This window comes from Paraburkholderia sp. D1E (assembly GCF_052682275.1).
The window spans coordinates 1,495,832-1,517,075 of sequence record NZ_JBQYMB010000001.1 but is presented as its reverse complement, the minus strand read 5'-3'; the positions used below and the strand labels follow the sequence as shown (position 1 = coordinate 1,517,075).

The following is a 21,244-nucleotide window of genomic DNA, read 5'->3' as shown; positions in this document are numbered from 1 at the left end:
CTAATGCGCCGTCAAGCCCCTAGAACGTACTCCGCGGCCGCCTGGCCGGCCGCCACGCCGGAGGCCCACGCCCATTGGAAATTGTAGCCGCCGAGCCAGCCAGTCACGTCGACCGCTTCGCCGATGAAGTACAAACCCGGCGTGCGGGCGCTCATCATCGTCGCCGACGACAGGTCGCGTGTGTCGATACCGCCGCGCGTGACTTCGGCCTTGCGGTAGCCTTCGGTGCCGTTTGGGGTGAGCGTCCAGCGCGACAAGGCTTCGCCGACGCGGCGCAGCGTCTTGTCCGGCAGATCGGCCACTCGGGCTTCAGCAGGAATCTCGTGGGTTTCCAGCCAGACGTGGGCAAGCCGTTGTGGCACCCATTCCGAGAGCAGATTGGCGATCTGGCGCTTTGTGCCGGTTTTGGCTTCCAGCAAGGCGGTCGTGGCGTCCTGCCCGGGCAGCAGATTGACGTGAATCGGCTCGCCAGGTTGCCAGTAGCTTGAAATCTGCAGAACGCCCGGGCCCGACAGGCCGCGGTGCGTGAGCAGCAGGTCTTCGTTGAACTCGGCGCCGGTCTTTTTGTTGCCGGTCGTCAGTTGCACCTCGAGCGACACGCCGGAGAGCGCCGAGAACGGCTCCCAGTCGGCCGGGGCGAAAGTCAGCGGAACCAGGGCGGGACGGGTGTCGATGAGCTTGTGGCCGAATTGCTTGGCGAGGCGGTAGGCGAAATCGGTGGCGCCGATCTTGGGGATCGACAGGCCGCCGGTCGCCACCACGATCGCGCGGGCCGTGATCGGGCCCGAGTGGGTGTCCAGTGTGAACCGTCCTTCGGCATCGTTGCGAACCTGCTCGACCGCGAGCGGCGTGCGCCACGCAATCCGGCCCGCATCGCATTCGTTCTTCAGCACATTGATGACCGCGTCGCTCGACTGATCGCAGAACAGCTGCCCCTTGTGCTTCTCGTGCCACGTCACGTGATGGCGCTTGAGCAACGCCATGAAGTCACGCGGCGTATAGCGCGCGAGCGCCGAGCGGCAAAAGTGGGGGTTAGCCGACAGATAATTGGCCGGCCCGGCGTATAGATTCGTGAAGTTGCACCGGCCGCCGCCGGAAATGCGGATTTTCTCCGCGAGGCGCTGCGAGTGATCGATCAGCACCACCCGGCGGCCGAGTTGCCCGGCCACGGCCGCGCACATCATGCCGGCCGCGCCCGCGCCGATCACTGCGATATCGAAGGATTCCATGGGGCCGCATTGTACCTGCGCGCCTGCGGCCCCTTGCCTGCGCTGCTATACTTTCAGGCTTGCCTTTTCAATTTTGGGCGCCGCGATGTCTTCGCTCGAGCGCCCCTTCCAACCACCAGCAACCCACCTGCAACCCCACCCACCATGCTCGTTCTCGGCATCGAAAGCTCCTGCGACGAAACCGGTCTCGCGCTCTACGACACAGAGCGCGGCCTGCTCGCGCACGCGCTGCATTCGCAAATTGCGATGCATCGGGAGTACGGCGGCGTGGTACCGGAGTTGGCGTCGCGCGACCATATTCGGCGCGCGCTGCCGCTGCTCGAAGAAGTGATGGAGCGCGCCGGCACGGTGCGCAGCGACATCGACGCGATCGCCTATACGCAGGGCCCGGGCCTTGCGGGCGCGCTGCTGGTCGGCGCGAGCGTCGCCAATTCGCTGGCCATGGCGTGGGACAAGCCGACCATCGGCATCCACCATCTCGAAGGGCACTTGCTGTCGCCGCTGCTGGTGGACGAGCCGCCGCCGTTTCCGTTCGTCGCGCTGCTGGTGTCAGGCGGCCACACGCAGTTGATGCGCGTGACAGACGTGGGTGTCTACGAGACTCTGGGCGAAACGCTGGACGACGCCGCCGGCGAAGCCTTCGACAAAACCGCCAAGCTGCTGGGCCTCGGTTATCCGGGCGGTCCGGAAGTGTCGCGAATGGCTGAATTCGGCACGCCCGGCGCAGTGGTCCTGCCGCGCCCCATGTTGCATTCCGGCGACCTTGATTTCAGCTTCAGCGGGCTTAAGACCGCTGTCCTCACGCACGCCAAGAAGCTCGGCGGCGCGAATATCTGCGAGCAGGCGAAAGCCGATCTGGCGCGCGGTTTCGTTGACGCTGCCGTAGACGTGCTCACGGCAAAATCGCTGGCTGCGCTCAAACGCACGAAACTGAATCGACTGGTGGTGGCAGGCGGTGTGGGCGCGAACCGGCAACTGCGCGAGGCGCTTTCCACCGCAGCGAAGAAACGCAATTTCTTCGTGCACTACCCGGACTTGTCACTGTGTACGGATAACGGCGCGATGATTGCCTTGGCCGGCGCATTGCGATTGCAACGTTGGCCCGATCAATCCGGCAAAGACTATGCGTTCACGGTGAAACCGCGCTGGGACCTGACTTCGCTCGCTCGCTGAATTTCAGCGACGTGACGATGTAAAAAAAGCCGCTCGGAAGAGCGGCTTTTTTATTCAGGCAAGGAAATGCGCGAATCACGCTGCCCGCTTATCGCGCTCGATCACGGCATACGCGCTGTGATTGTGAATCGATTCGAAGTTCTCAGCTTCGAGCACATAAGCGACGATGCGCTCGTCCGCGTTCAGACGCTGTGCGACATCGCGCACCAGGTCTTCGACGAACTTCGGATTCTCGTAGGCACGCTCGGTGACGAACTTTTCGTCCGGGCGCTTGAGCAAACCCCACAGTTCGCACGAGGCTTCTTCTTCAGCGATACGCACCAACTCTTCCACCGCCACATCGCCCGCCAGTTCGGCGTTGATCGTGACGTGCGAGCGCTGATTGTGCGCGCCGTACTGCGAAATCTTCTTCGAACAGGGGCACAGGCTCGTGACCGGCACCAGCACCTTAAGGAACAGACGCGTCGCGCCATTGCGGGTCTCGCCCGTCAACGTCACTTCGTAGTCGAGCAAACTTTGCACACCCGACACCGGCGCGGTCTTGTTCACGAAGTACGGGAACGACACTTCGATGCGACCTGCCTCGGCCTCGAGCTTTTCAAGCATCGCGGCAAGCATGGTGCGGAACGTGGCAGCCTCGAGCGGCGCCTTGTTCTCTTCAAGCAGCGCGACGAAGCGCGACATGTGCGTGCCCTTCTGATCGGCGGGCAGATGCACGTCGAGATTCCACGTGCCGACCGTCGGCTGCACTTCGCCGCCTTGCGTGCGCACCGTCAACGGATGACGCACTGCCTTGACGCCGACTCGTTGAATCGGAATCTGACGCGTATCGGGCGTGCTCTGCACGTCGGGCATCACAAAGGCGGGGTTCATCTGGTTCATATTCTTGTCCTTTCAAGAAAACGCCGGGCCGCCCCTGGTTTTCCGCTCCGCGGGAAGTCCCCCTCCCCGACGGAAGTCCCCTTAGGGGATTGGGGGATTGCCCCCACGGGGAATATCGCGAAGCGACAGATTTGGGGGGGTCTCAGCGGCCGAGCGGATCAGGGCGCACAACAGCAAACGCCGGCCCTTGCCGGCGTTGGATGATGGACCCGAAGGTTCATCGATTCAAGCTGGAGATCGCTATGGCCGCCATAGCCGCGACATAGCGCACGGCAGGGCGGCGCAGCGACACAACTAGGCGACGCGCTTCACCGAGGTTTGACCGGCAACCGCGCCACTGGAAACAAAGCGTTCGCGAATCGACTTGGCAATGCCCGTAGCGTCCAGACCGCACGCGGCGAGCAGCTTGGCCGGATCCCCATGATCAATGAAGCGATCCGGGAGGCCCAATTGTAGTACGGGCCGCATAACCCCACTCTCAAGCAGGGCTTCGACGCAAGCCGACCCCGCGCCGCCCATTACGCAGCCTTCTTCGACCGTGACGATGGCGTCGTGCGTTTCGGCCAGCTGGCGGACCAGCTCAGCGTCCAGCGGCTTCACGAAGCGCATGTTCGCCACCGTGGCGTCCAGTTGCTCAGCAGCTGCCAGCGACGGTGCGACCATCGTACCGAAGGCCAGAATCGCAATCCGCTTGCCGGCCGGTTGCGACGTTTCACGACGGACCTCGCCCTTGCCGAGCGGCAGCGCCGTCATTTGCTTGACGGTTGCCACACCCGTGCCGGCGCCGCGCGGATAGCGCACCGCCGTCGGGTTCGGCTGCTGCAATGCGGTGTACAGCATCTGACGGCATTCATTTTCGTCCGATGCAGCCATCACCGTCATGTTCGGGATACAGCGCAGGAACGCCAGATCGTAAGCGCCTGCGTGTGTTGCGCCGTCCGCACCGACCAGACCCGCGCGGTCGATGGCGAACACCACCGGCAGGTTTTGCAGCGCGACGTCGTGGATCAGTTGGTCATAAGCACGTTGCAGGAAGGTCGAGTAGATCGCGACCACCGGCTTCATGCCGTCCGCAGCCAGACCGCCGGCGAACGTCACCGCGTGCTGCTCGGCGATGCCGACGTCGAAGTAACGATCCGGGAAACGCTTCTCGAACTCGACCATGCCCGAGCCTTCACGCATGGCCGGCGTGATACCGATCACGCGCGCGTCCAGCTCGGCCGCGTCGCACAGCCATTCGCCGAACACCTGCGTATAGGTTTTCTTCGACGGCGTGGTGGCCGGCTTGATGCCCTCAGCCGGATTGAACTTGCCCGGGCCGTGGTACAGCACCGGATCGGCTTCAGCCAGCTTGTAGCCCTGGCCCTTCTTCGTGACGACGTGCAGGAATTGTGGACCGCGCAGTTCCTTGATGTTCTGCAACGTCGGGATCAGCGAGTCGAGGTCGTGACCGTCGATCGGGCCGATGTAGTTAAAGCCGAACTCTTCGAACAGCGTAGCCGGCACGATCATGCCCTTCGCGTGCTCTTCGAGCTTGCGAGCCAGATCGAGCATAGGCGGCGCGACGCGCAGCACACGTTCGACGCCCGCACGCGCGGCAGCGTAGAAACGGCCCGACATCAGGCGCGCCAGATGGCGATTCAGCGCGCCGACCGGCGGCGAAATCGACATGTCGTTGTCGTTGAGGATGACCAGCAGCGGCACGTCGTCTTCGACGCCTGCGTTATTCATCGCCTCGAAAGCCATGCCGGCCGTCATCGCACCGTCGCCGATCACGGCAATTCCCGTGCGGTTCTCGCCCTTCAGCTTGCTGGCGACTGCCATGCCGAGCGCGGCCGAGATCGAGGTGCTGGAGTGCGCGGTGCCGAAGGTGTCGTATTCCGATTCGTCACGCTTCGGAAAGCCGGAGATGCCGCCCAGTTGACGCAGCGTGTGCATCTTGTCGCGGCGGCCCGTCAGGATCTTGTGCGGGTAGGTTTGATGGCCGACGTCCCACACGATCCGGTCACGTGGCGTGTCGAACACATAGTGCAGAGCAATGGTCAACTCGACCGTGCCGAGATTGGACGAAAGATGGCCGCCCGTCTGCGATACGCTGTCGAGCACGAAGGCACGCAACTCGTCTGCAAGCGGTTGCAATTGGCGGCGATCGAGGCGGCGCAGGGCCGCCGGGTCGTCGATGGTTTTCAGCAAGTCGTACATCGTCGTTCCATTGTAGGAAAACTTACGCGCCCGCACTTCATACATGCACCTCGTAGCAAAGGTGCGCGGCGGCGAGCTTTCGCGTTCAGCTAACCCGGTTCACCACCAGGTCGGCCAATTCGGCCAGACGCTGCGCGCGCGCACCGAACGGCGCAATCGCAGCGTGGGCGTCGCTGCGCAGTTGCGCTGCGAGCGCACGCGACGCATCTAGCCCAATAATCGACACGTAGGTCGGCTTGCCGTCCTTCGCGTCTTTACCTGCCGTCTTGCCAAGCGTCGCGGAGTCGGTCGTGACGTCGAGAATGTCGTCGACAACCTGAAACGCGAGGCCGACAGCGGCCGCATACGCGTCGAGCGAACGCATCGCGTCCGCATTCGGCGTTTCGCCCGCCAGCGCGCCCATGCGTACAGCAGCACGCAGCAAGGCGCCGGTTTTCATCCGGTGCATGGTTTCGAGTTGCGCGCGCGTCAGCGTGTGGCCGACGCTCGCCAGATCGATGGCCTGGCCGCCGCACATACCGATCGAGCCACTCGCCAAGGCCAGTTCACGCACGAGCGATGCCTGCTGCGCCGGCGCCAGCACGTCCGACGTCAGCGCGACGAACGCCTGCGCTTGCAGCGCGTCGCCGACCAGCAGCGCCGTGGCTTCGTCATATTTGACGTGTACCGTGGGTTTGCCGCGACGCAGTGCGTCGTCGTCCATGCAGGGCATGTCGTCGTGCACGAGCGAGTACACATGGATCATTTCCAGCGCTGCCGCTGCCGCATCGAGGCCTTCGGCGCGCGCGCCGGTCAACTCGCCGGCCGCGTGGCACAGCAGCGGGCGCACCCGCTTGCCGCCACCCAGCACCGCATAGCGCATGGCTTCATGCAGTTTGGCCGGCTCGGTCGCTTCCGTAGGCAGGTAATGTTCTAGTGCCGATTCGACGCGCTCGAGCACCGAGCGTGTCCATTGTTCGAATGTCATAGGTCGTCCCCGCTTTCAGTAGCGGCTGTGCCTGCGCTATTCATAGGCAGCGGCTTGAGCGTCTCGCCATCGAGCACGCGTACCTGCTGCTCGACCTTCTCGAGCTGCTGCTGGCAAAACGTTACGAGAGCCGCACCGCGCCGGTAGGCGCCGAGCGACTCCTCGAGGCTGAGATTGCCGCTTTCCATACGCGCAACCAGCCCTTCCAGCTCGGCCTGAGCGGCCTCGTAGTTCTCGGGCAACGGTGTGGTATCGACGCCTTCAGCAGGCGCGGCAGCAGTATCTTTCGACGCGGTCTTCGCCATGAATAGTCGCAAAATTAAAACAAGTCGGACATTCTACGGCAAAAGCGACATTTCCGATCTCATCGCCAGCCCGCGCCCCGCCTTTGCCCTCCGTACCTGCCCCTCAGTCTCGCAGAAAAAAATCGATTGGTCTGCGGCGAAAACCGTGAACTTCCTTGACATTTTTGACCCAAATCAGGTACTTAAGCGCCCCAAGAAAGGGGAAACGGGTATAATCGCGGGCTCCCTAAATCGAATCTTCGATGGTTGGGTTGTTCACTGCTTTCACGTCTTCATCGGGAGTGGGAATGTCCAATCTGAGCAATGCATTGCAGTTGCGGTCTGTTCACAGCCAGCTGCCAGTCACGGCTTACTTTGACGAAGCGCTTCTAACGCGCGAAATCGACACCCTTTTCAAGAAAGGTCCTCGCTACATCGGCCACGATCTCATGGTGCCCGAAGCGGGAAATTATTTTGCTTTGCCCAGCGAGAGCGAAGGGCGTGTGCTCGTCCGTAACCAGCAGTCGCAAGTCGAATTGCTGTCGAACGTGTGCCGCCACCGGCAAGCCATCATGCTCAACGGCCGCGGCCAGACGGAGAACATCGTCTGCCCCCTGCATCGCTGGACGTACGACCTGAACGGCCAACTCCTCGGTGCACCTCATTTTGCGGACAACCCCTGCCTGAATCTCGGCGCCACACCGCTTCAGAACTGGCAAGGCCTGCTGTTCGAAGCGCAGGGGCGCGACGTCGCACGGGATCTGGCACGGCTCGGCACCACGCAACACTTCGATTTTTCGGGCTTCATGTTCGATCACGTCGAAGTGCACGAATGCAATTACAACTGGAAGACCTTTATCGAGGTCTATCTGGAGGATTACCACGTCGCGCCGTTCCATCCGGGCCTCGGCAGCTTCGTCAATTGCGACGATCTGACGTGGGAGTTCGGCGAGTGGTACAGCGTGCAGACGGTCGGCGTTCACAAGGACCTGGAGCAGCCGGGCAGCCCGACGTACCGTAAGTGGCACGACGAGGTTCTGCGTTTCCGCGGCGGCAATCCGCCCGAATTCGGCGCGATCTGGATGGTGTACTACCCCGGCATCATGATCGAGTGGTATCCGCATGTGCTGGTCGTGTCGTGGCTGATTCCGCGCGGTCCGCAGAAAACCACCAATGTGGTGGAGTTCTATTACCCTGAGGAAATTGCGCTGTTCGAGCGCGAGTTTGTCGAAGCCGAGCGCGCCGCCTATATGGAAACGGCCCGCGAAGACGACGAGATCGCCGAGCGCATGGACGCAGGCCGCCGCGCGCTGATGGAACGTGGCGAATCGCAGGTCGGCCCGTATCAGAGCCCAATGGAAGACGGCATGCAGCACTTCCACGAATTCTTGCGGCGCGAACTCGGCGCAATCTGATCCGCGCGCGACCCGTATTGACCGGCATTTGAGCCGATCCTTGCGCAAGCCGCATCAAAGCATGGAAAGACGGGCTTCGGCCCGTCTTTTTTTGTTTAGACTATCAGTATGGTTCGGTCATTTGCTAACGCGCCAAGCCGCCGGGCAACCGCCGCAATCGCCCGCTTCGCGACCATCTTGCATGGGACCGGAGTTAGCGTGTCGACTCAGGAGACGTCATGCCCCACACTCACTACACCACACTCATCTCCGCGACAAACCTTGCGGAACGGCTGGCCGCTGCGCCGGGCAGCGTGTTCGTCGTCGATTGCCGTTTTGATCTGGCCGACACCGGAGCAGGCGAGAAAGCCTATCTGGCCGGGCATTTGCCGGGCGCGCACTATCTGAACCTCGATCGCGATCTGTCGGGGCCAAAGAACGGCAACAATGGCCGCCATCCGTTACCGGATCGTGCGCGGCTGGTGGAGACGCTGGAATCCCGCGGGCTCAAGCAGGGTCAGCAGGTGGTCGCTTATGACACGCAAGGCGGCATGTACGCCGCACGCGCCTGGTGGCTGCTGCGCTGGCTCGGCCACGACGCGGTTGCGCTGCTCGACGGTGGACTGCAGGCCTGGCAGGCCGCCGGCCACCCGCTGACGCAAGACGCCCCGGCGCAGAACACCGGCGACTTCAAAGCGGGCGCACCGCTTTCTGTCACCGTCGATGCGCAAACGGTCGAGCGCAATCTCGGCACGAAAGAACGCGTCGTGGTCGATGCGCGCGCGAACGATCGTTATCGCGGCGAGAACGAAACGCTGGATCGCGTCGGCGGCCATATTCCCGGCGCGCTCAATCGGTTCTTCAAGGACAACCTCACCGCCGACGGCCGCTACAAACCGGCACACACGCTGCGTGAGGAGTTCCATGCGCTGCTGGCCGACACGCCGCCGGAACACGTCGTGCTGCAATGCGGCTCGGGCGTGACAGCATGTGTTAACGCGCTCGCCATGGAGATCGCCGGCCTGCATGGCGCGGCGCTGTATGCAGGATCGTGGAGCGAATGGAGTTCTGACCCGAAGCGGCCGGTTGCAACGGGCCCAAATCCTTAATCGACCGATCAAGCGGACCGATTAATAAAAAGGCCGTGGCCGCTGCTCAGCGGTTACGGCCTTTTCACTCGTTAAGCCGAGCGCATCGGCGCCCCTTACGGTGCGTTAGCGACGGTATCGAAGGCGCCCGGCCACGCGAACAAGCGCCCTCATACGACTCCGTGCTGCTTGAACCACACCAGCGCCCGGCGCCAGCCATCTTCAGCATCGGCCTTCTTATAGCTCGGCCGATAGTCCGCGAAAAACGCGTGGCCTGCATCGTCATATACAACGAATTGCGAGCCGCGTCCCACCTCCGGACCCTGCGCGATAGCCTGCTTCATCTGTTCGAGCGTGTCTTGCGGGATGCTTTGGTCCTGGCGGCCGTATAGGCCCAACACCGGCGCATGCAACTGTGCCACTTCATCGAGCGGATTGTCCGGGGTCATCGCGGTTTTCTGGCCCGTTACGCGCCCATACCAGGCCACGCCCGCCTTCAGCCGAGGATTGTGCTCGGCATACAACCACGCAATCCGCCCGCCCCAGCAGAAACCGTTCACACCCAGCCGGTTCAGATCGCCGCCGTGTTCGCCGGCCCATGCGACGGTTGCGTCGAGATCGCCCATGACCTGGTCGTCCGGCACCTTGCTGACCAGTTGTTCATTGAGTTGCTGCATGCTCGTGTACACAGTCGGATCGCCTTGCCGTTCGTACAGATTCGGCGCGATCGCGAGATATCCCTGCTTGGCAAAGCGACGGCACACGTCGGCGATATGCTCGTGCACACCGAAAATCTCGTGTACGACGATGATCACCGGCAGGTGCGTCTTACCCTTCGGCTGCGCGCGATACGCCGGCACGAGCGTATCGCCCGAACGCACGCCAATCTCGCCGGCTTCGAGACCGTCGCTATCGGTATGGATGGTTTGCGCCGACACCGGCAGAACGGCTGCGGCGAAACCGGTGCCGAGCGCGGCCTTGATGAAAGTACGCCGATTGAAGGGAACGTGCGGGACCAGGCTGTCGATGTCGGGGTTCAGCATGCGGCGCTCCTCGGATGAAGGTTGGAGGCAACAGGATACGCTTCACCCGCGTCCTGTTGCACAGGCAACCTTCTCAAGCGCGCTCAGCACTTCAGTGCAGCTTGACCCGCGGCAGTGTGGTGCGCCGCAACCAGTGCGCGAAGGTGTCGAGCACCATCCGCGCGTAGCCGTGCAGCGCCGCGATATGCAGCCGGTACAGCGACATGTACATGAACCGCGCGAACAGCCCTTCGATCAGCATATTGCCGCCGATCACGCCGCCCATCAGATTGCCGACTGCGCTGAAGTGCCCGAGCGACACCAGCGAGCCGAAGTCGCGGTAGGTAAACTCAGGCAACGGCTTGTTGTCGAGTCGTGCCGCAAGCGCCTTCATCAGGAAGCTCGCCTGCTGGTGAGCCGCCTGCGCACGCGGCGGCACGTTGCGCTCGTTGCCCGGCCATGGGCAAGCCGCGCAATCGCCGAGCGCGAAGACGTTGTCGTCAATTTCGGATTGCAGGGTGCGGCGCACGATGAGTTGTCCCAGACGGTTGACCGGCAGGCCGTCCAGCTGGCTCAGGATAGCCGGTGCCTTGATGCCCGCTGCCCACACCGTCAGGTCGGCACGCACGGTTTTACCGCTGGCCGTGCGGATCATGCCGGGCGCGACCTCGGCCACGGTCTCGCCGGTCATCAGCTTCACGCCGAGTTTGGTGAGCAATTCGGCGGTAGCCGTCGACACGCGCTCCTGCAAGGCCGGCAAAATACGCGGCCCGGCCTCAATCAGAACGATACCGACGTCGTGCCGCGGATCGAGCTTATGCAAGCCGTACGCCGACAACACCTGGGCCGTATTGCGCAATTCAGCCGAGAGTTCGACCCCGGTCGCGCCGCCGCCGACGATCGCCACCTGGATGCGCGGCTCAGAAGAAGGCGACGTGCCCGAGCCCGATTCGACAGGTTCATGCACCTGATGCTCCGCGCGCATGCAGGCCGCGATCAGGCGTTTGCGGAAGCGCTCCGCCTGGCTGACCGTATCGAGCGCGAGAGAAAACTCCGGCGCGCCCTTCACGCCGAAGAATGCCGTGGTGCTGCCGATCGCGATAACCAGGGTGTCGTATTCGAGTTCGCGTGCGGGCAGCAATTCGGCGCCATCGTCGTCGAGCACTGTGCCGAGTGTGAGACGCTTGTTCGCACGGTCCAGACCGGTCAATTCGCCCTGCTGAAACTCAAAGCCGTGCCAGCGCGCTTGCGCCGCATATTCGAGTTCCTGGGTGAACGGGTCCATGCTGCCGGCGGCCACTTCATGCAGCAACGGTTTCCAGATATGGGTTGGATTACGGTCGACGAGCGTCACTTGCGCGCGCGCACCGCCCTTGTTCTTGCGGGGTGCATAGCGGTCGCCCAGGCGTGTCGCCAGCTCCAGTCCCCCCGCGCCCCCACCAACGACGATAAATCGATGCATTGAACTCTCCGTATTTGCCGATGGGTTGTGCGTCGCGACGGCGCGCATGACACATGAAGCGCGCGCCGTCTGTCCTGGCGATTGTCCGCGAGCGGCACGGGTTGTCACAAGCCATCAATACGCATATGTGACATGCGCACGACGTTATCGCCTATCCAGCCCCCGTCACACGCACGTCAATGCGCTTCTTCCCAGTTCAGGCCGGCGCCCACTTCCGCGACCAGCGGCACTTTCAGCGCGGCGACACCGCACATGAGTTCCGGCAAGCGCTTACGTACATCGAACAATTCCGCGTCCGGCACTTCGAGAATCAGTTCGTCGTGCACCTGCATGATCATGCGCGTACCGACCTTCGAGTCTTCGATCCACTTTTGCACCGCGATCATCGACAGCTTGATCAGGTCGGCGGCCGTGCCCTGCATCGGCGCGTTGATGGCCGCGCGTTCTGCTGCCTGGCGGCGCGGACCATTACCGCCGTTGATCTCCGGCAGCCACAAGCGGCGGCCGAACGCCGTTTCCACGTAGCCCTTGGCCTTCGCGCTCACACGCGTTTCGTCCATATAACGCGCAACGCCCGGATAACGCGCGAAGTAGCGGTCGATGTACAGCTTGGCTGCATCGCGTGTAATGCCGAGGTTCGCGGCAAGACCGAACGCGCTCATGCCGTAGATCAGGCCGAAGTTGATGACCTTCGCCACACGCCGCTGATCGTTCGACACTTCGAGCGGCGTCACGCTGAAAATTTCCGCCGCGGTGGCGCGGTGAATGTCTTCGCCTTGCGAGAACGCACGCAAGAGGGATTCGTCGCCGGAAATGTGCGCCATGATGCGCAATTCGATCTGCGAGTAATCGGCGGAGACGAGCTTGTGGCCCGGCGGTGCGATAAACGCTTCGCGAATACGGCGCCCTTCGCCGGTGCGAACCGGAATGTTCTGCAAGTTCGGATCGTTCGACGCCAGCCGCCCCGTAACCGCCACGGCCTGCGCATAATTCGTATGCACACGGCCCGTTTGGGCGTTGACCATGCGCGGCAGCTTGTCGGTGTAGGTCGATTTCAGCTTCGACAAACCGCGGTGTTCGAGCAGGATCTTCGGCAACGGATAGTCTTCGGCAAGCTTTTGCAGCACTTCTTCGTCGGTGGACGGCGCGCCGCTCGGCGTCTTCTTGACCACGGGCAATTCAAGCTTCTCAAAGAAAATCTGACCGATCTGCTTTGGCGAACCCAGATTGAATTCGCCGCCGGCCAGCACGTACGCTTCGCTTTCCAGTTGAATCAGACGCGTGGCGATTTCGCTGCTTTGCGCGCGCAGCTTGTCTGCGTCGATCAGCACCCCGGTGCGCTCCATCTTGCGCAAGACGCGCGAGGTCGGCACTTCGATGTCGCGATACACATAGTCGAGCGTCTTCTCGGCGGCCACTTGCGGATACAACGCCTGATGCAGACGCAAGGTGATGTCGGCGTCTTCTGCCGCGTATTCGGCGGCCGTTTCCAGCGCGACTTCATCGAAGCCGATCTGCGACGCACCTTTGCCCGCCACCTCTTCGTACTTGATCGTCTTGATGCCGAGATGGCGCAGCGCGAGGCTGTCCATGTCGTGCGTACGATGCGATTCGAGCACGTACGATTCAAGCAGTGTGTCGTGTTCGACACCGCGCATTTCGATGCCGTAGTTCGCCAGCACCTGCTCGTCGTACTTCATGTGCTGGCCGACCTTCTTGTGATCGGCGCTTTCGAGCCACGGCTTGAGTTTCGCGAGCACTTCATCGCGCGGCAGTTGCACGGGCGCGTCCGGGCCTCGATGCGCGACCGGCACATACGCGGCATAGCCCGGTTCAACCGAGAATGACAAGCCCACGATTTGCGCGGTCATCGGATCGAGCGAGGTGGTTTCCGAATCGAACGCAGTCAACTCGGCGGCGTTGATCTTCTCGAGCCACGCATCGAACTGTTCCCACGTCTGCACGGTGTCGTAGTGCCGTTCGATATCCACGGTGAGCGCCGGTGCCACATCGGTCTCGGGACCTGCCACCGCGTCAGCGATTTCCACTTCACGCAGCCATGTCTTGAAGCCGTTACGCGTGAACACGTCGCGCAGTTCTTCGCGCGATTCCGGCCGGCTCTCCAGACTTTCTTCGATCGACACGATATGGCCGGTCAGATCGCAATTGCGCTCGACAGTGACGAGTTTCTTCGCCATGGGCAGAAAATCGAGCGCACGGCGCAGATTGTCTCCTACCGCACCTTTGATTTCGTCCGCATGTGCGACGATGCCATCCAGCGTCTCGTACTGCGCGAGCCATTTGACCGCCGTTCTCGGGCCGCATTTCTCGACGCCCGGCACGTTGTCGACGGTATCGCCGATCAACGACAGGTAGTCGATGATGCGCTCCGGCGGCACGCCGAATTTGGCGATCACGCCGGCGCGGTCGAGCGTTTCGTTGGTCATCGTATTGATGAGGGTGACATGATCCGACACGAGCTGCGCCAGATCCTTGTCCCCAGTCGACACGATCACCTTCATACCGCGCTTTTCTGCTGCGGTGCTGAGCGTGCCGATCACGTCGTCGGCTTCGACGCCTTCGATCATCAGCAACGGCCAGCCGAGCGCGCGCACGGCGACGTGAATCGGCTCGATCTGGCGCGAGAGATCGTCCGGCATGGACGGACGGTTCGCCTTATAGTCGGCATACCAGTCGTCGCGAAACGTTTTGCCCTTGGCGTCGAACACGCACGCGCTATACTCTGCTGTGACTTCCTTGCGCATGCGCCGCAGCATGTTGATCATTCCATAGAGCGCACCCGTCGGGCCGCCCTCGGGTCCGCGCAGATCAGGCATCGCATGGTAGGCCCGGTACAGATAACTCGAACCGTCTACCAATAGCAGGGTCTTACCTTCAAGGCTTCGTTCTTCAGGCATTATGACTAAGAGAAAAGTGATTCCGAGTCTGCGATCACTCGCAGATCAAGAGCGCGCAACGGCTAAGAAGGCCCGCGCATCGTGGCAGATGTTCACGATTATGGCAGAGTTTATCGAGGCGACCGAGTACCTCTCGGAGATTCGCCCGGCTGTCAGCATCTATGGTTCAGCGCGCCTGAAACCGAACTCGCCCTACTACAAACTTGCCACGCAAATCGCGCGCAAGCTGTCGGACGCCGGCTTCGCGGTGATCTCCGGCGGCGGCCCCGGCATCATGGAAGCGGCCAACAAGGGCGCCCATGCGGGCAAGGCCCCTTCGGTCGGCCTGAACATCGAGCTGCCGCACGAGCAATCGGGCAATCAATGGCAGGACATCTCGCTGCGTTTCCGTCACTTCTTCACGCGCAAGGTCACGTTCGTCAAGAACTCGGATGCGGTGATCGTGATGCCGGGAGGTTTCGGCACGCTGGACGAACTCGCCGAAGTCCTCACGCTGATTCAAACCAAGAAGTCGCGCCACGTGCCGATCATTCTGGTGGGCGGCGAGTTCTGGGAAGGCCTGCTTGCGTGGTTCAAGAACTCGCTCACGCCGATGGGCCTGATCAATCCGGCGGATATGGACTTGATGCAGGTGATCGACGATCCGGATCAGGTGCTCGAAGCGGTGCTGAAGTTCTACGAAGACCGTGAAGAAGCCGAACCGCATCCGGCCAAGTCGGATGAAGACCGGATGTTCTATCTGTAATGCTGAAACTTCGCGCCCTGTGCGCGAAGTGCATGTGTAATGAATAGTGAGTAACGCACACAGGCTTTAGCGGGCGACCCCAAGGTCGCTCGCTTCCACCACATCGGTCTGATCACCCTGCGCTTGCAGCCATTCGCAGAACTGCGCCACGAGCGGCGCCTGCGCGACCTCCCGCCTCGCCACCCACCAATAGCCGCGCGCATCGATACGCGGACCCGCCAACGGCACGACGAGCCGTCCCGATGCCAGCTCATCCGCCAGCAAGGGCAACGGACCGAGCGCTACGCCGAGGCCATCCACCGCAGCCTGCAAGGCCAGATAGAAGTGATCGAATGACTGCTTCTTCCGGCATTTCGCCGTTACCCCTGCTGCCGATAACCAGTTGCTCCACGCGTCGGGCCGCGTATCCGAATGCAGCAGCACATGCTTCGCGAGATCGTCAGCCGCGTTGACTGGCGAGCGCTGCAGGAGCACGGGACTGCACACCGGAATCTCGCTCTCGCCAAGGAAGTGGCCGCTCACGCAGTTCGGCCAATGCGCCGGCCCGCGCCGCACCGCGACGTCGAAGCTGTCCAGTGTTTCGACCGGTGCGTTTGATGTCGATAAGCGCAGCTCCGCATTCGGCGCCTTGCGCTGGAACTGATGAAGCCGCGGGAGCAGCCATTTCATCGCGAAGGTCGGCAGCGCATTCACCCGCAACACATGAACGACGCCCGTGTCGCGGAGTTGATCCGTGGCAAGCGCGATACTGTCGAACGCAGCCTGGACGGTGCCCAGATAGCGGCGGCCGTCGTCGGTCAGGCGTACGCGCTTGCCGCGGCGATGGAACACCTGCACGCCGAGCCATGTTTCAAAAGCCGCGACTTGCCGGCTGATTGCACCGTGCGTCACATGCAATTCGTTCGCTGCGGCGGTGAAGCTTTCATGCCGCGCGGCAGCTTCAAAGGCGCGCAGCGCAGGAAAAGGAGGAAGATTACGAGCCATGCTTGTGATTCTAAATCACAAAGGCATGCTCAAAAATCGTTTTGCTCACCGCCGGTTCAGCGCTAACCTCCTGAGCTTGAACTGGAAGCTTAGCGATATGGATCACGATCTCACCTCGGCCGAGGCCGCCCTGGCGCCCACGCCTACATTGCGGGAAATTTTTGGCGGATTTCTTGGCCTCGGGCTGATCTCGTTCGGCGGCGCACTGCCTCTGGCGCGGCGCGCCCTTGTCGAGCGGCGGCGCTGGCTGACCGGCGCTGAATTCACTGACTTACTGGGCTTGTGCCAATTCCTGCCGGGCGGCAATGTGATCAATCTTTCAGTGGCGATCGGGATGCGCTTTCGCGGCGTGCCGGGCGCACTGGCGGGTTTGCTCGGATTAATCGCGGGGCCGTCGCTGGTCGTGATCGGCCTTGGCGTACTTTACGAACACACGCAAAACAACTCGCACGTTCGACATCTGTTTGCCGGTCTCGCCGCCGCCGCGTCCGGTCTGCTGATCTCCATGGCCGTGAAAATCCTGCTGCCGTTGCGAGATAAACCGATGGCCGCGCTCATCGCGGCGCTCGGTTTCATCGCGATTGCCATCATGCGCCTGCCGCTTCTGCCTACGATGCTGGTGCTCACGCCGCTCAGCATCTACATTGCATCGAGGGCCGCACGATGAACGACACGCTCATTTCTCTTGCCATCATTTTCAGTCAGCTTTCGCTACTGGCGTTCGGTGGCGGCAACACGATTCTTCCGGAGATGCAGCGTCAGGTAGTGGACGTGCATCACTGGATGCCGGCCAGCGAATTCAGTGCGCTATTCGCGCTCGCGCAAGCGGCGCCGGGACCGAATCTGATGATCGTGACGCTGATCGGCTGGCATGTGGCGGGTTGGGCGGGAATGCTGGTGACTTCAGTGGCGAAGTTCGGACCGTCTTCGCTCGTGACGATTCTTGCGTTGCATGCGTGGGATCGGTTCAAGGACCGCCCGTGGCGGCGTTACGCGCAAATGGGCTTGGTACCGGTGACGGCGGGCATCGTTGCGGCAAGCGCGGCGCTGATCGCCGAAGCGTCGAACCCGACTGCGATTGCGTGGGCAATCACCGCTTTTACTGCCGTGCTGGCGTTGAAAACGCGTATTCATCCACTGTGGCTGCTGGCGGCAGGAAGCTTGATTGGGTTGACGGGGTTTGGGCAGTTTTGAAATTCGTCGCTAGGCGCTTGGTCGTTCCAACGATCTGCACCAAAATCCCTTTCAAAAACGAAATCCGCTCCACTCCAAACATATAGCGCACCAGATTGACGCCCAGTCGACGGATCATATGCATCGTGCCCAGTCAGAACTGGCACACCGCCGTCATGACCAACCTCCACTCCCGCGCCAAAGGAAATTAATTGGAAGCGGAGATTTCCTCGCAAACCAGCAAAGACAGCCGTGTAAGAGTTTCGTGCAATGTTTATCGAATCGACGAGGCAAATGTTTAGAGTTCCATCGCGCAACAGTTCAGAATATTTCTGAAATTTCAGACCACGATAAACTTATCGAACGAGCATTTATCATTTCCGCAGATAAAAAATCGCATATCCGCATCTGAAAACAATTTGGACGCAAGATGGTGTTTGAGAGCAGATGATCCGCAGGCCTGAGCAGGTACACAGATAGTCAATATTAAAACTGATAGAAGCAATCTCATAGGTTTTTCCTCCCCAAAGAGATCTGTATCGCAAGCATCATTCGATGCGTGCCCCTCTTTGACCCTGACATGGACTGGACGGCTCTACTGCCCGACGCTAGTAGAACGGCAGCTTATGCTGCGACTCATTGTACATTCTTCGGCAGGCGAGTTACGCAAGACTTCGAAACATTGTCCTCAAAGTATGTGCTAATCAATCGCCTCCTTTTTCTATCCACCTTTAACTCAATAAATTCATCGCCGCATGCTGGAAAATACTCCACGAATGCCTGTCTTTTTCTGGAGTACATAAAAATTCTGTGAACTGTGTACACCCCCATCCCATCATCGATGTACCATACTGAAAAATCCTTTTTCCCATCAAAATTAAAATCATCGACGTTTATATTTATTCTTCTCTCTGAATCAACGACTATTTCCCCGTGCCGCTTTAAATTGACTCCATAAATTTTATAAAGAATCGTCTTCCCCCCTACTTTTAACGCTGCATTTACTCCGCCGTCAGGCGAAAATTCTATCCATCCGCTCGATGCGCAAGCCCGGCAACAAAAAAACAACAGGACAATCTGAATAAAAAAAGTATTTTTCCCCATAAATCTACTCCGGCGACTCCATATCAGCGCACACGACGCTCTTTGGTGGCGGTGCAACGATCAGTTCTGTTGAGCTACTTCCGATTCTATCTGTCAGTTTGCGAAGCATGTATGCGGAGTATGCCTGCCTTTCATAATAACCATTCCCGCCTCCATTCACCAACCGGTTCACAAGGCCAATGTTCGCAGCAGAATACAGCCGATCGGCGACTCTGTTTATATTAAATCCTTGCGAGAACGATTTAGATACCCAATAGAAACCACCTGAGTCGCAGGAGGAGAAAACGTCTTCGGCTACAAAATCAGGATCAAACCGAGGGAACCAGACGATCAACTGACCGCCGTCATTCGGATTTCCCGTGTAATGACGAGACGCGGATGTAATCCGTGGAGCGATCGAGGGCAAGCGCTCTGTATATGCACCCACATTGTTCGGAAAAGATCTAAACTTGCCATACTGCATATAGTTCCCGGCCCACGTAAGCTGCATTATTCCCCGTCCGTAGAACGCACCGTAGTATTCCGTCGCAGGATTGTTATTTGAATACTGCCCAAAACCCCATTCGTGCATAAGTCTCCTGACGCCACTCAGATTTCTCCACTGCGCCGTTTCAAGAAGCACCTGAGCCAAAAAAATGGAAATGCGTTGCTTATCGTGTCCTATATATTTTCGAATGCATTTATTCAATGCGACCGAGTGTTCCCGTATTCGATTACATGCTTCCGTTTTTGTCAGGGTGTACGTCGCCCCGTCGGTAGTAATTGCCGTCCGTGGGTTTCCAGTTTGGCCGTAAAACGTATGCCGAGGAAACGTAGCGGCAAGCTCGTCCAGGCTCATCCATCCACACCTTCTGAAATGCCGAATAAACGCCATCGGATGAAAAAACCAAAACTTCTCGCCAGCAGGCAATCCCGTGTGATCCCAGAACTGAAAGGACTTCAGCAGGTTGAGGAATTTCCTGTAGCCTGCCTCGTTGCCATCGTAGAACTCGCCCGGGTCTTTCAATTTCCGGTAACGATCCTCGTTGTGCGTGCTATCCCATTCGCTCGGCGCTTCACATACAAAACCACGCAACTGTTCGCGCACGCCTTCGGTCGTCTTCAAATAGCGAACAAGCACATCTTCCTTCTGATATTCCTCAGTCTGCGCTGCTTCCTGCGGTGTTTCGTGCTCCTTCGCGTCCTTCAGGATTTTCTTCAAGGCATCGATATCGCAGAGCCCATCCGTATTGAACGGTCCGCTACCTTCGCTGATCTTCTTCCAGCCTTTAAAGAACGGGAAATCAGCATCAGACAATTTCAAAACACCCCGATTGTTGATGTCGATATAGCCTTGCTGGCCTGCCGCAAATGCGACTCGCATCCAAGTAGTACGCGCAGCTTCTGGCAACGTTGCGGGTGCTCTGAACACGCGTCCGAAGCGCAGCATCTCGTAGCCGTCGCTCGGGCAGCCCGGATATAGGGCGCTCGCCCGGTTGTAAAGGTTATATTCGTAGTCAGGCTCACGAATTGGTTCTGTGGTCAGCAATTCGAACTGCCCCGCCCCCGCGCCGCGCCACACTTTTGTGAATTTCGAGCCTTTGTGAAACCATGCCTCGACATATAGCGTGTCGGCATTCCGCCCAGCGCGCAATTCGTCGAATCGGATGCCGTTGAGCTTGTGGTGTGCGTCTGTGCCCACCGGTAATGGCAGGAACTGCTGCTGGGGTGGGATGACGTAATAGCTGCTGCCCCAATAATCAGCAATAGCAGGGGTGGTAACCTGCTCCTCGCCTAATTGGGTATGCCCAAAATAAGCATCGAAATCCGGCTTCGTCATGAAGATCTCGAAGTGCAGGTGCAACTGGCCATGGCATCGCCCCGTCAGGCCAAGAATGTCCTTCCGATAGACTTTTAGGCCGCCACCGGCCTGAGCCGGAGCAACGGCCGGCGGCTGCATATTGGGTCCTGGCGAGGACGTCCGCAAGAACGACGGCAAAACGTCTGGGTGGAATCCGTGGTCGTTATAACCGTCGAGTTCCAGCAAGTGCATGTAGAGCGAATAGAACGTCAGCTTATGGCCTTCGCCCGTGTCGGTAGTATGTTTGAGCAGCACGAAGCCAGCATTACTGTCCTGCACTCCGCCGCCGCCGTCGAAGGCATACTGGCATACCCGATACGCCACGACCTCGCCGTCCGCGATCGCGTGAATTTTTTCGTTCTGCATTCTCGGTGTCAGATGCATGCCGGGATGCCAGCGGCGATCGAACGCAATCGGATAGATACCGTGCGCCATTTCATAACGATCAACCGCATCCATCACCGGATCGGTTGAGTTGATATCCTGTGTCTCGAGCAAGAAAGGAGGGCTGATTATCATCGTCTCAACGCTCCAGGCAACTCGATTCAGAAGCCCTCAAACGACTGCCCGGACGGGCCCGCCCACAGGAGGCCTGAGCTAGCATCCAGACCGCAACCAGCCTTATCCCCAACTGATGGCGGAAAGTTTACAGAAGGGGTTGCAAGGCTGGCTCGAACATCTTCTTCGAACCATTGCGGCAGCTTACGGCTCACTGAGGCGGAACGGAAACCGGCCTCAACGACGGAGACGCGGGAGTATTCCCGGCCGTAGCACTTC

Annotated in this window: 17 protein-coding genes; 6 read left to right on the top strand and 11 right to left on the bottom strand. The window is 60.3% G+C overall.

The annotated features are described in order from the left end of the window. Window positions 1–11 precede the first annotated feature (11 nt). A complete protein-coding gene (locus ACUN0E_RS07050; protein ID WP_408520204.1) occupies window positions 12–1,229 on the bottom strand; it encodes a BaiN/RdsA family NAD(P)/FAD-dependent oxidoreductase in 1,218 nt (405 codons plus the stop codon). A gap of 144 nt (window positions 1,230–1,373) precedes the next feature. Here ACUN0E_RS07050 and tsaD point away from each other — a divergent pair, with 144 nt between their 5' ends. Continuing rightward, window positions 1,374–2,402 (top strand): tRNA (adenosine(37)-N6)-threonylcarbamoyltransferase complex transferase subunit TsaD, encoded by a 1,029-nt coding sequence (gene tsaD, locus ACUN0E_RS07045; RefSeq protein ID WP_408230945.1) that lies wholly within the window; start codon window positions 1,374–1,376, stop codon window positions 2,400–2,402. Between the two features lie 75 nt (window positions 2,403–2,477). Here the strand turns inward: tsaD and folE2 are convergent, their stop codons facing one another. The 4 genes from folE2 to ACUN0E_RS07025 form a co-directional block, all read right to left on the bottom strand. Continuing rightward, on the bottom strand, window positions 2,478–3,284 hold the full coding sequence (folE2, locus tag ACUN0E_RS07040) for a GTP cyclohydrolase FolE2 (protein ID WP_120348840.1): 807 nt from the start codon (window positions 3,282–3,284) through the stop codon (window positions 2,478–2,480). Window positions 3,285–3,578: 294 nt separating this feature from the next. Then, entirely contained in the window at window positions 3,579–5,486 is a 1,908-nt protein-coding gene (gene dxs / locus ACUN0E_RS07035) for a 1-deoxy-D-xylulose-5-phosphate synthase (RefSeq protein ID WP_445566079.1), read from the bottom strand. Between the two features lie 85 nt (window positions 5,487–5,571). Further along, window positions 5,572–6,453, bottom strand: a complete 882-nt coding sequence (locus tag ACUN0E_RS07030; protein WP_445566078.1) for a polyprenyl synthetase family protein — start codon at window positions 6,451–6,453, stop codon at window positions 5,572–5,574. Then, window positions 6,450–6,758, bottom strand: a complete 309-nt coding sequence (locus tag ACUN0E_RS07025) for an exodeoxyribonuclease VII small subunit (RefSeq protein WP_408230955.1) — start codon at window positions 6,756–6,758, stop codon at window positions 6,450–6,452. Before ACUN0E_RS07025 ends, ACUN0E_RS07030 begins: the two co-directional genes overlap by 4 nt. 287 nt (window positions 6,759–7,045) lie before the next feature. Between ACUN0E_RS07025 and ACUN0E_RS07020 the strand changes: the two genes are divergently transcribed. Next, window positions 7,046–8,152: an aromatic ring-hydroxylating oxygenase subunit alpha gene (locus tag ACUN0E_RS07020; protein ID WP_408392024.1), complete on the top strand. Its 1,107-nt coding sequence runs from the start codon at window positions 7,046–7,048 to the stop codon at window positions 8,150–8,152. A gap of 218 nt (window positions 8,153–8,370) precedes the next feature. Beyond that, window positions 8,371–9,240, top strand: coding sequence for a sulfurtransferase (locus ACUN0E_RS07015; protein ID WP_445566077.1), 870 nt, complete (start codon window positions 8,371–8,373; stop codon window positions 9,238–9,240). Between the two features lie 149 nt (window positions 9,241–9,389). Here ACUN0E_RS07015 and ACUN0E_RS07010 read toward each other — a convergent pair whose 3' ends face one another. The 3 genes from ACUN0E_RS07010 to polA all read right to left on the bottom strand — a co-directional run bounded on the left by ACUN0E_RS07010 (window position 9,390) and on the right by polA (window position 14,621). Further along, a complete protein-coding gene (locus ACUN0E_RS07010; protein ID WP_445566076.1) occupies window positions 9,390–10,262 on the bottom strand; it encodes a dienelactone hydrolase family protein in 873 nt (290 codons plus the stop codon). Window positions 10,263–10,353: 91 nt separating this feature from the next. Next, on the bottom strand, window positions 10,354–11,703 hold the full coding sequence (locus ACUN0E_RS07005; RefSeq protein WP_445566075.1) for an NAD(P)/FAD-dependent oxidoreductase: 1,350 nt from the start codon (window positions 11,701–11,703) through the stop codon (window positions 10,354–10,356). A 176-nt stretch (window positions 11,704–11,879) separates the two neighbouring features. Next, window positions 11,880–14,621 (bottom strand): DNA polymerase I, encoded by a 2,742-nt coding sequence (gene polA, locus ACUN0E_RS07000; RefSeq protein WP_445566074.1) that lies wholly within the window; start codon window positions 14,619–14,621, stop codon window positions 11,880–11,882. Window position 14,622: 1 nt separating this feature from the next. Between polA and ACUN0E_RS06995 the strand changes: the two genes are divergently transcribed. Continuing rightward, window positions 14,623–15,366 carry an LOG family protein gene (locus ACUN0E_RS06995; RefSeq protein ID WP_028196168.1) on the top strand — a complete coding sequence of 248 codons (744 nt, stop codon included), beginning with the start codon at window positions 14,623–14,625 and terminating at the stop codon, window positions 15,364–15,366. A 66-nt stretch (window positions 15,367–15,432) separates the two neighbouring features. Here ACUN0E_RS06995 and ACUN0E_RS06990 read toward each other — a convergent pair whose 3' ends face one another. Further along, window positions 15,433–16,350, bottom strand: a complete 918-nt coding sequence (locus ACUN0E_RS06990) for a transcriptional regulator GcvA (RefSeq protein ID WP_445566073.1) — start codon at window positions 16,348–16,350, stop codon at window positions 15,433–15,435. 97 nt (window positions 16,351–16,447) lie between these two features. On the opposite strand from ACUN0E_RS06990, the gene ACUN0E_RS06985 reads away from it, so the two are divergent. Both ACUN0E_RS06985 and ACUN0E_RS06980 read left to right on the top strand, forming a co-directional pair. Then, window positions 16,448–17,017, top strand: coding sequence for a chromate transporter (locus ACUN0E_RS06985; RefSeq protein WP_445566072.1), 570 nt, complete (start codon window positions 16,448–16,450; stop codon window positions 17,015–17,017). Further along, the gene (locus ACUN0E_RS06980) at window positions 17,014–17,544 is read left to right on the top strand and encodes a chromate transporter (RefSeq protein WP_445566071.1); all 531 of its coding nucleotides are present in this window, start codon (window positions 17,014–17,016) and stop codon (window positions 17,542–17,544) included. Before ACUN0E_RS06985 ends, ACUN0E_RS06980 begins: the two co-directional genes overlap by 4 nt. Before the next feature lie 615 nt (window positions 17,545–18,159). Here ACUN0E_RS06980 and ACUN0E_RS06975 read toward each other — a convergent pair. Together ACUN0E_RS06975 and ACUN0E_RS06970 are read right to left on the bottom strand one after the other, a co-directional pair. Continuing rightward, the gene (locus ACUN0E_RS06975; RefSeq protein WP_445566070.1) at window positions 18,160–18,627 is read right to left on the bottom strand and encodes an XAC2610-related protein; all 468 of its coding nucleotides are present in this window, start codon (window positions 18,625–18,627) and stop codon (window positions 18,160–18,162) included. A gap of 4 nt (window positions 18,628–18,631) precedes the next feature. After that, window positions 18,632–20,986, bottom strand: a complete 2,355-nt coding sequence (locus ACUN0E_RS06970; RefSeq protein ID WP_445566069.1) for a peptidase M23 — start codon at window positions 20,984–20,986, stop codon at window positions 18,632–18,634. Between the last annotated feature and the right edge of the window lie 258 nt (window positions 20,987–21,244).

Excerpts from the sequence above, each read along its gene's own strand:
- folE2 (WP_120348840.1), bottom strand. The coding sequence starts at position 3,284 with ATGAACCAGATGAACCCCGCCTTTGTGATGCCCGACGTGCAGAGCACG.
- ACUN0E_RS07030 (WP_445566078.1), bottom strand. The coding sequence starts at position 6,453 with ATGACATTCGAACAATGGACACGCTCGGTGCTCGAGCGCGTCGAATCG.
- tsaD (WP_408230945.1), top strand. The coding sequence starts at position 1,374 with ATGCTCGTTCTCGGCATCGAAAGCTCCTGCGACGAAACCGGTCTCGCG.
- polA (WP_445566074.1), bottom strand. The coding sequence starts at position 14,621 with ATGCCTGAAGAACGAAGCCTTGAAGGTAAGACCCTGCTATTGGTAGAC.
- ACUN0E_RS06975 (WP_445566070.1), bottom strand. The coding sequence starts at position 18,627 with ATGGGGAAAAATACTTTTTTTATTCAGATTGTCCTGTTGTTTTTTTGT.
- ACUN0E_RS07015 (WP_445566077.1), top strand. The coding sequence starts at position 8,371 with ATGCCCCACACTCACTACACCACACTCATCTCCGCGACAAACCTTGCG.
- ACUN0E_RS07010 (WP_445566076.1), bottom strand. The coding sequence starts at position 10,262 with ATGCTGAACCCCGACATCGACAGCCTGGTCCCGCACGTTCCCTTCAAT.
- ACUN0E_RS07025 (WP_408230955.1), bottom strand. The coding sequence starts at position 6,758 with ATGGCGAAGACCGCGTCGAAAGATACTGCTGCCGCGCCTGCTGAAGGC.
- ACUN0E_RS06980 (WP_445566071.1), top strand. The coding sequence starts at position 17,014 with ATGAACGACACGCTCATTTCTCTTGCCATCATTTTCAGTCAGCTTTCG.
- ACUN0E_RS07005 (WP_445566075.1), bottom strand. The coding sequence starts at position 11,703 with ATGCATCGATTTATCGTCGTTGGTGGGGGCGCGGGGGGACTGGAGCTG.
- ACUN0E_RS06985 (WP_445566072.1), top strand. The coding sequence starts at position 16,448 with ATGGATCACGATCTCACCTCGGCCGAGGCCGCCCTGGCGCCCACGCCT.
- dxs (WP_445566079.1), bottom strand. The coding sequence starts at position 5,486 with ATGTACGACTTGCTGAAAACCATCGACGACCCGGCGGCCCTGCGCCGC.
- ACUN0E_RS06970 (WP_445566069.1), bottom strand. The coding sequence starts at position 20,986 with ATGATAATCAGCCCTCCTTTCTTGCTCGAGACACAGGATATCAACTCA.
- ACUN0E_RS07020 (WP_408392024.1), top strand. The coding sequence starts at position 7,046 with ATGTCCAATCTGAGCAATGCATTGCAGTTGCGGTCTGTTCACAGCCAG.
- ACUN0E_RS07050 (WP_408520204.1), bottom strand. The coding sequence starts at position 1,229 with ATGGAATCCTTCGATATCGCAGTGATCGGCGCGGGCGCGGCCGGCATG.
- ACUN0E_RS06995 (WP_028196168.1), top strand. The coding sequence starts at position 14,623 with ATGACTAAGAGAAAAGTGATTCCGAGTCTGCGATCACTCGCAGATCAA.
- ACUN0E_RS06990 (WP_445566073.1), bottom strand. The coding sequence starts at position 16,350 with ATGGCTCGTAATCTTCCTCCTTTTCCTGCGCTGCGCGCCTTTGAAGCT.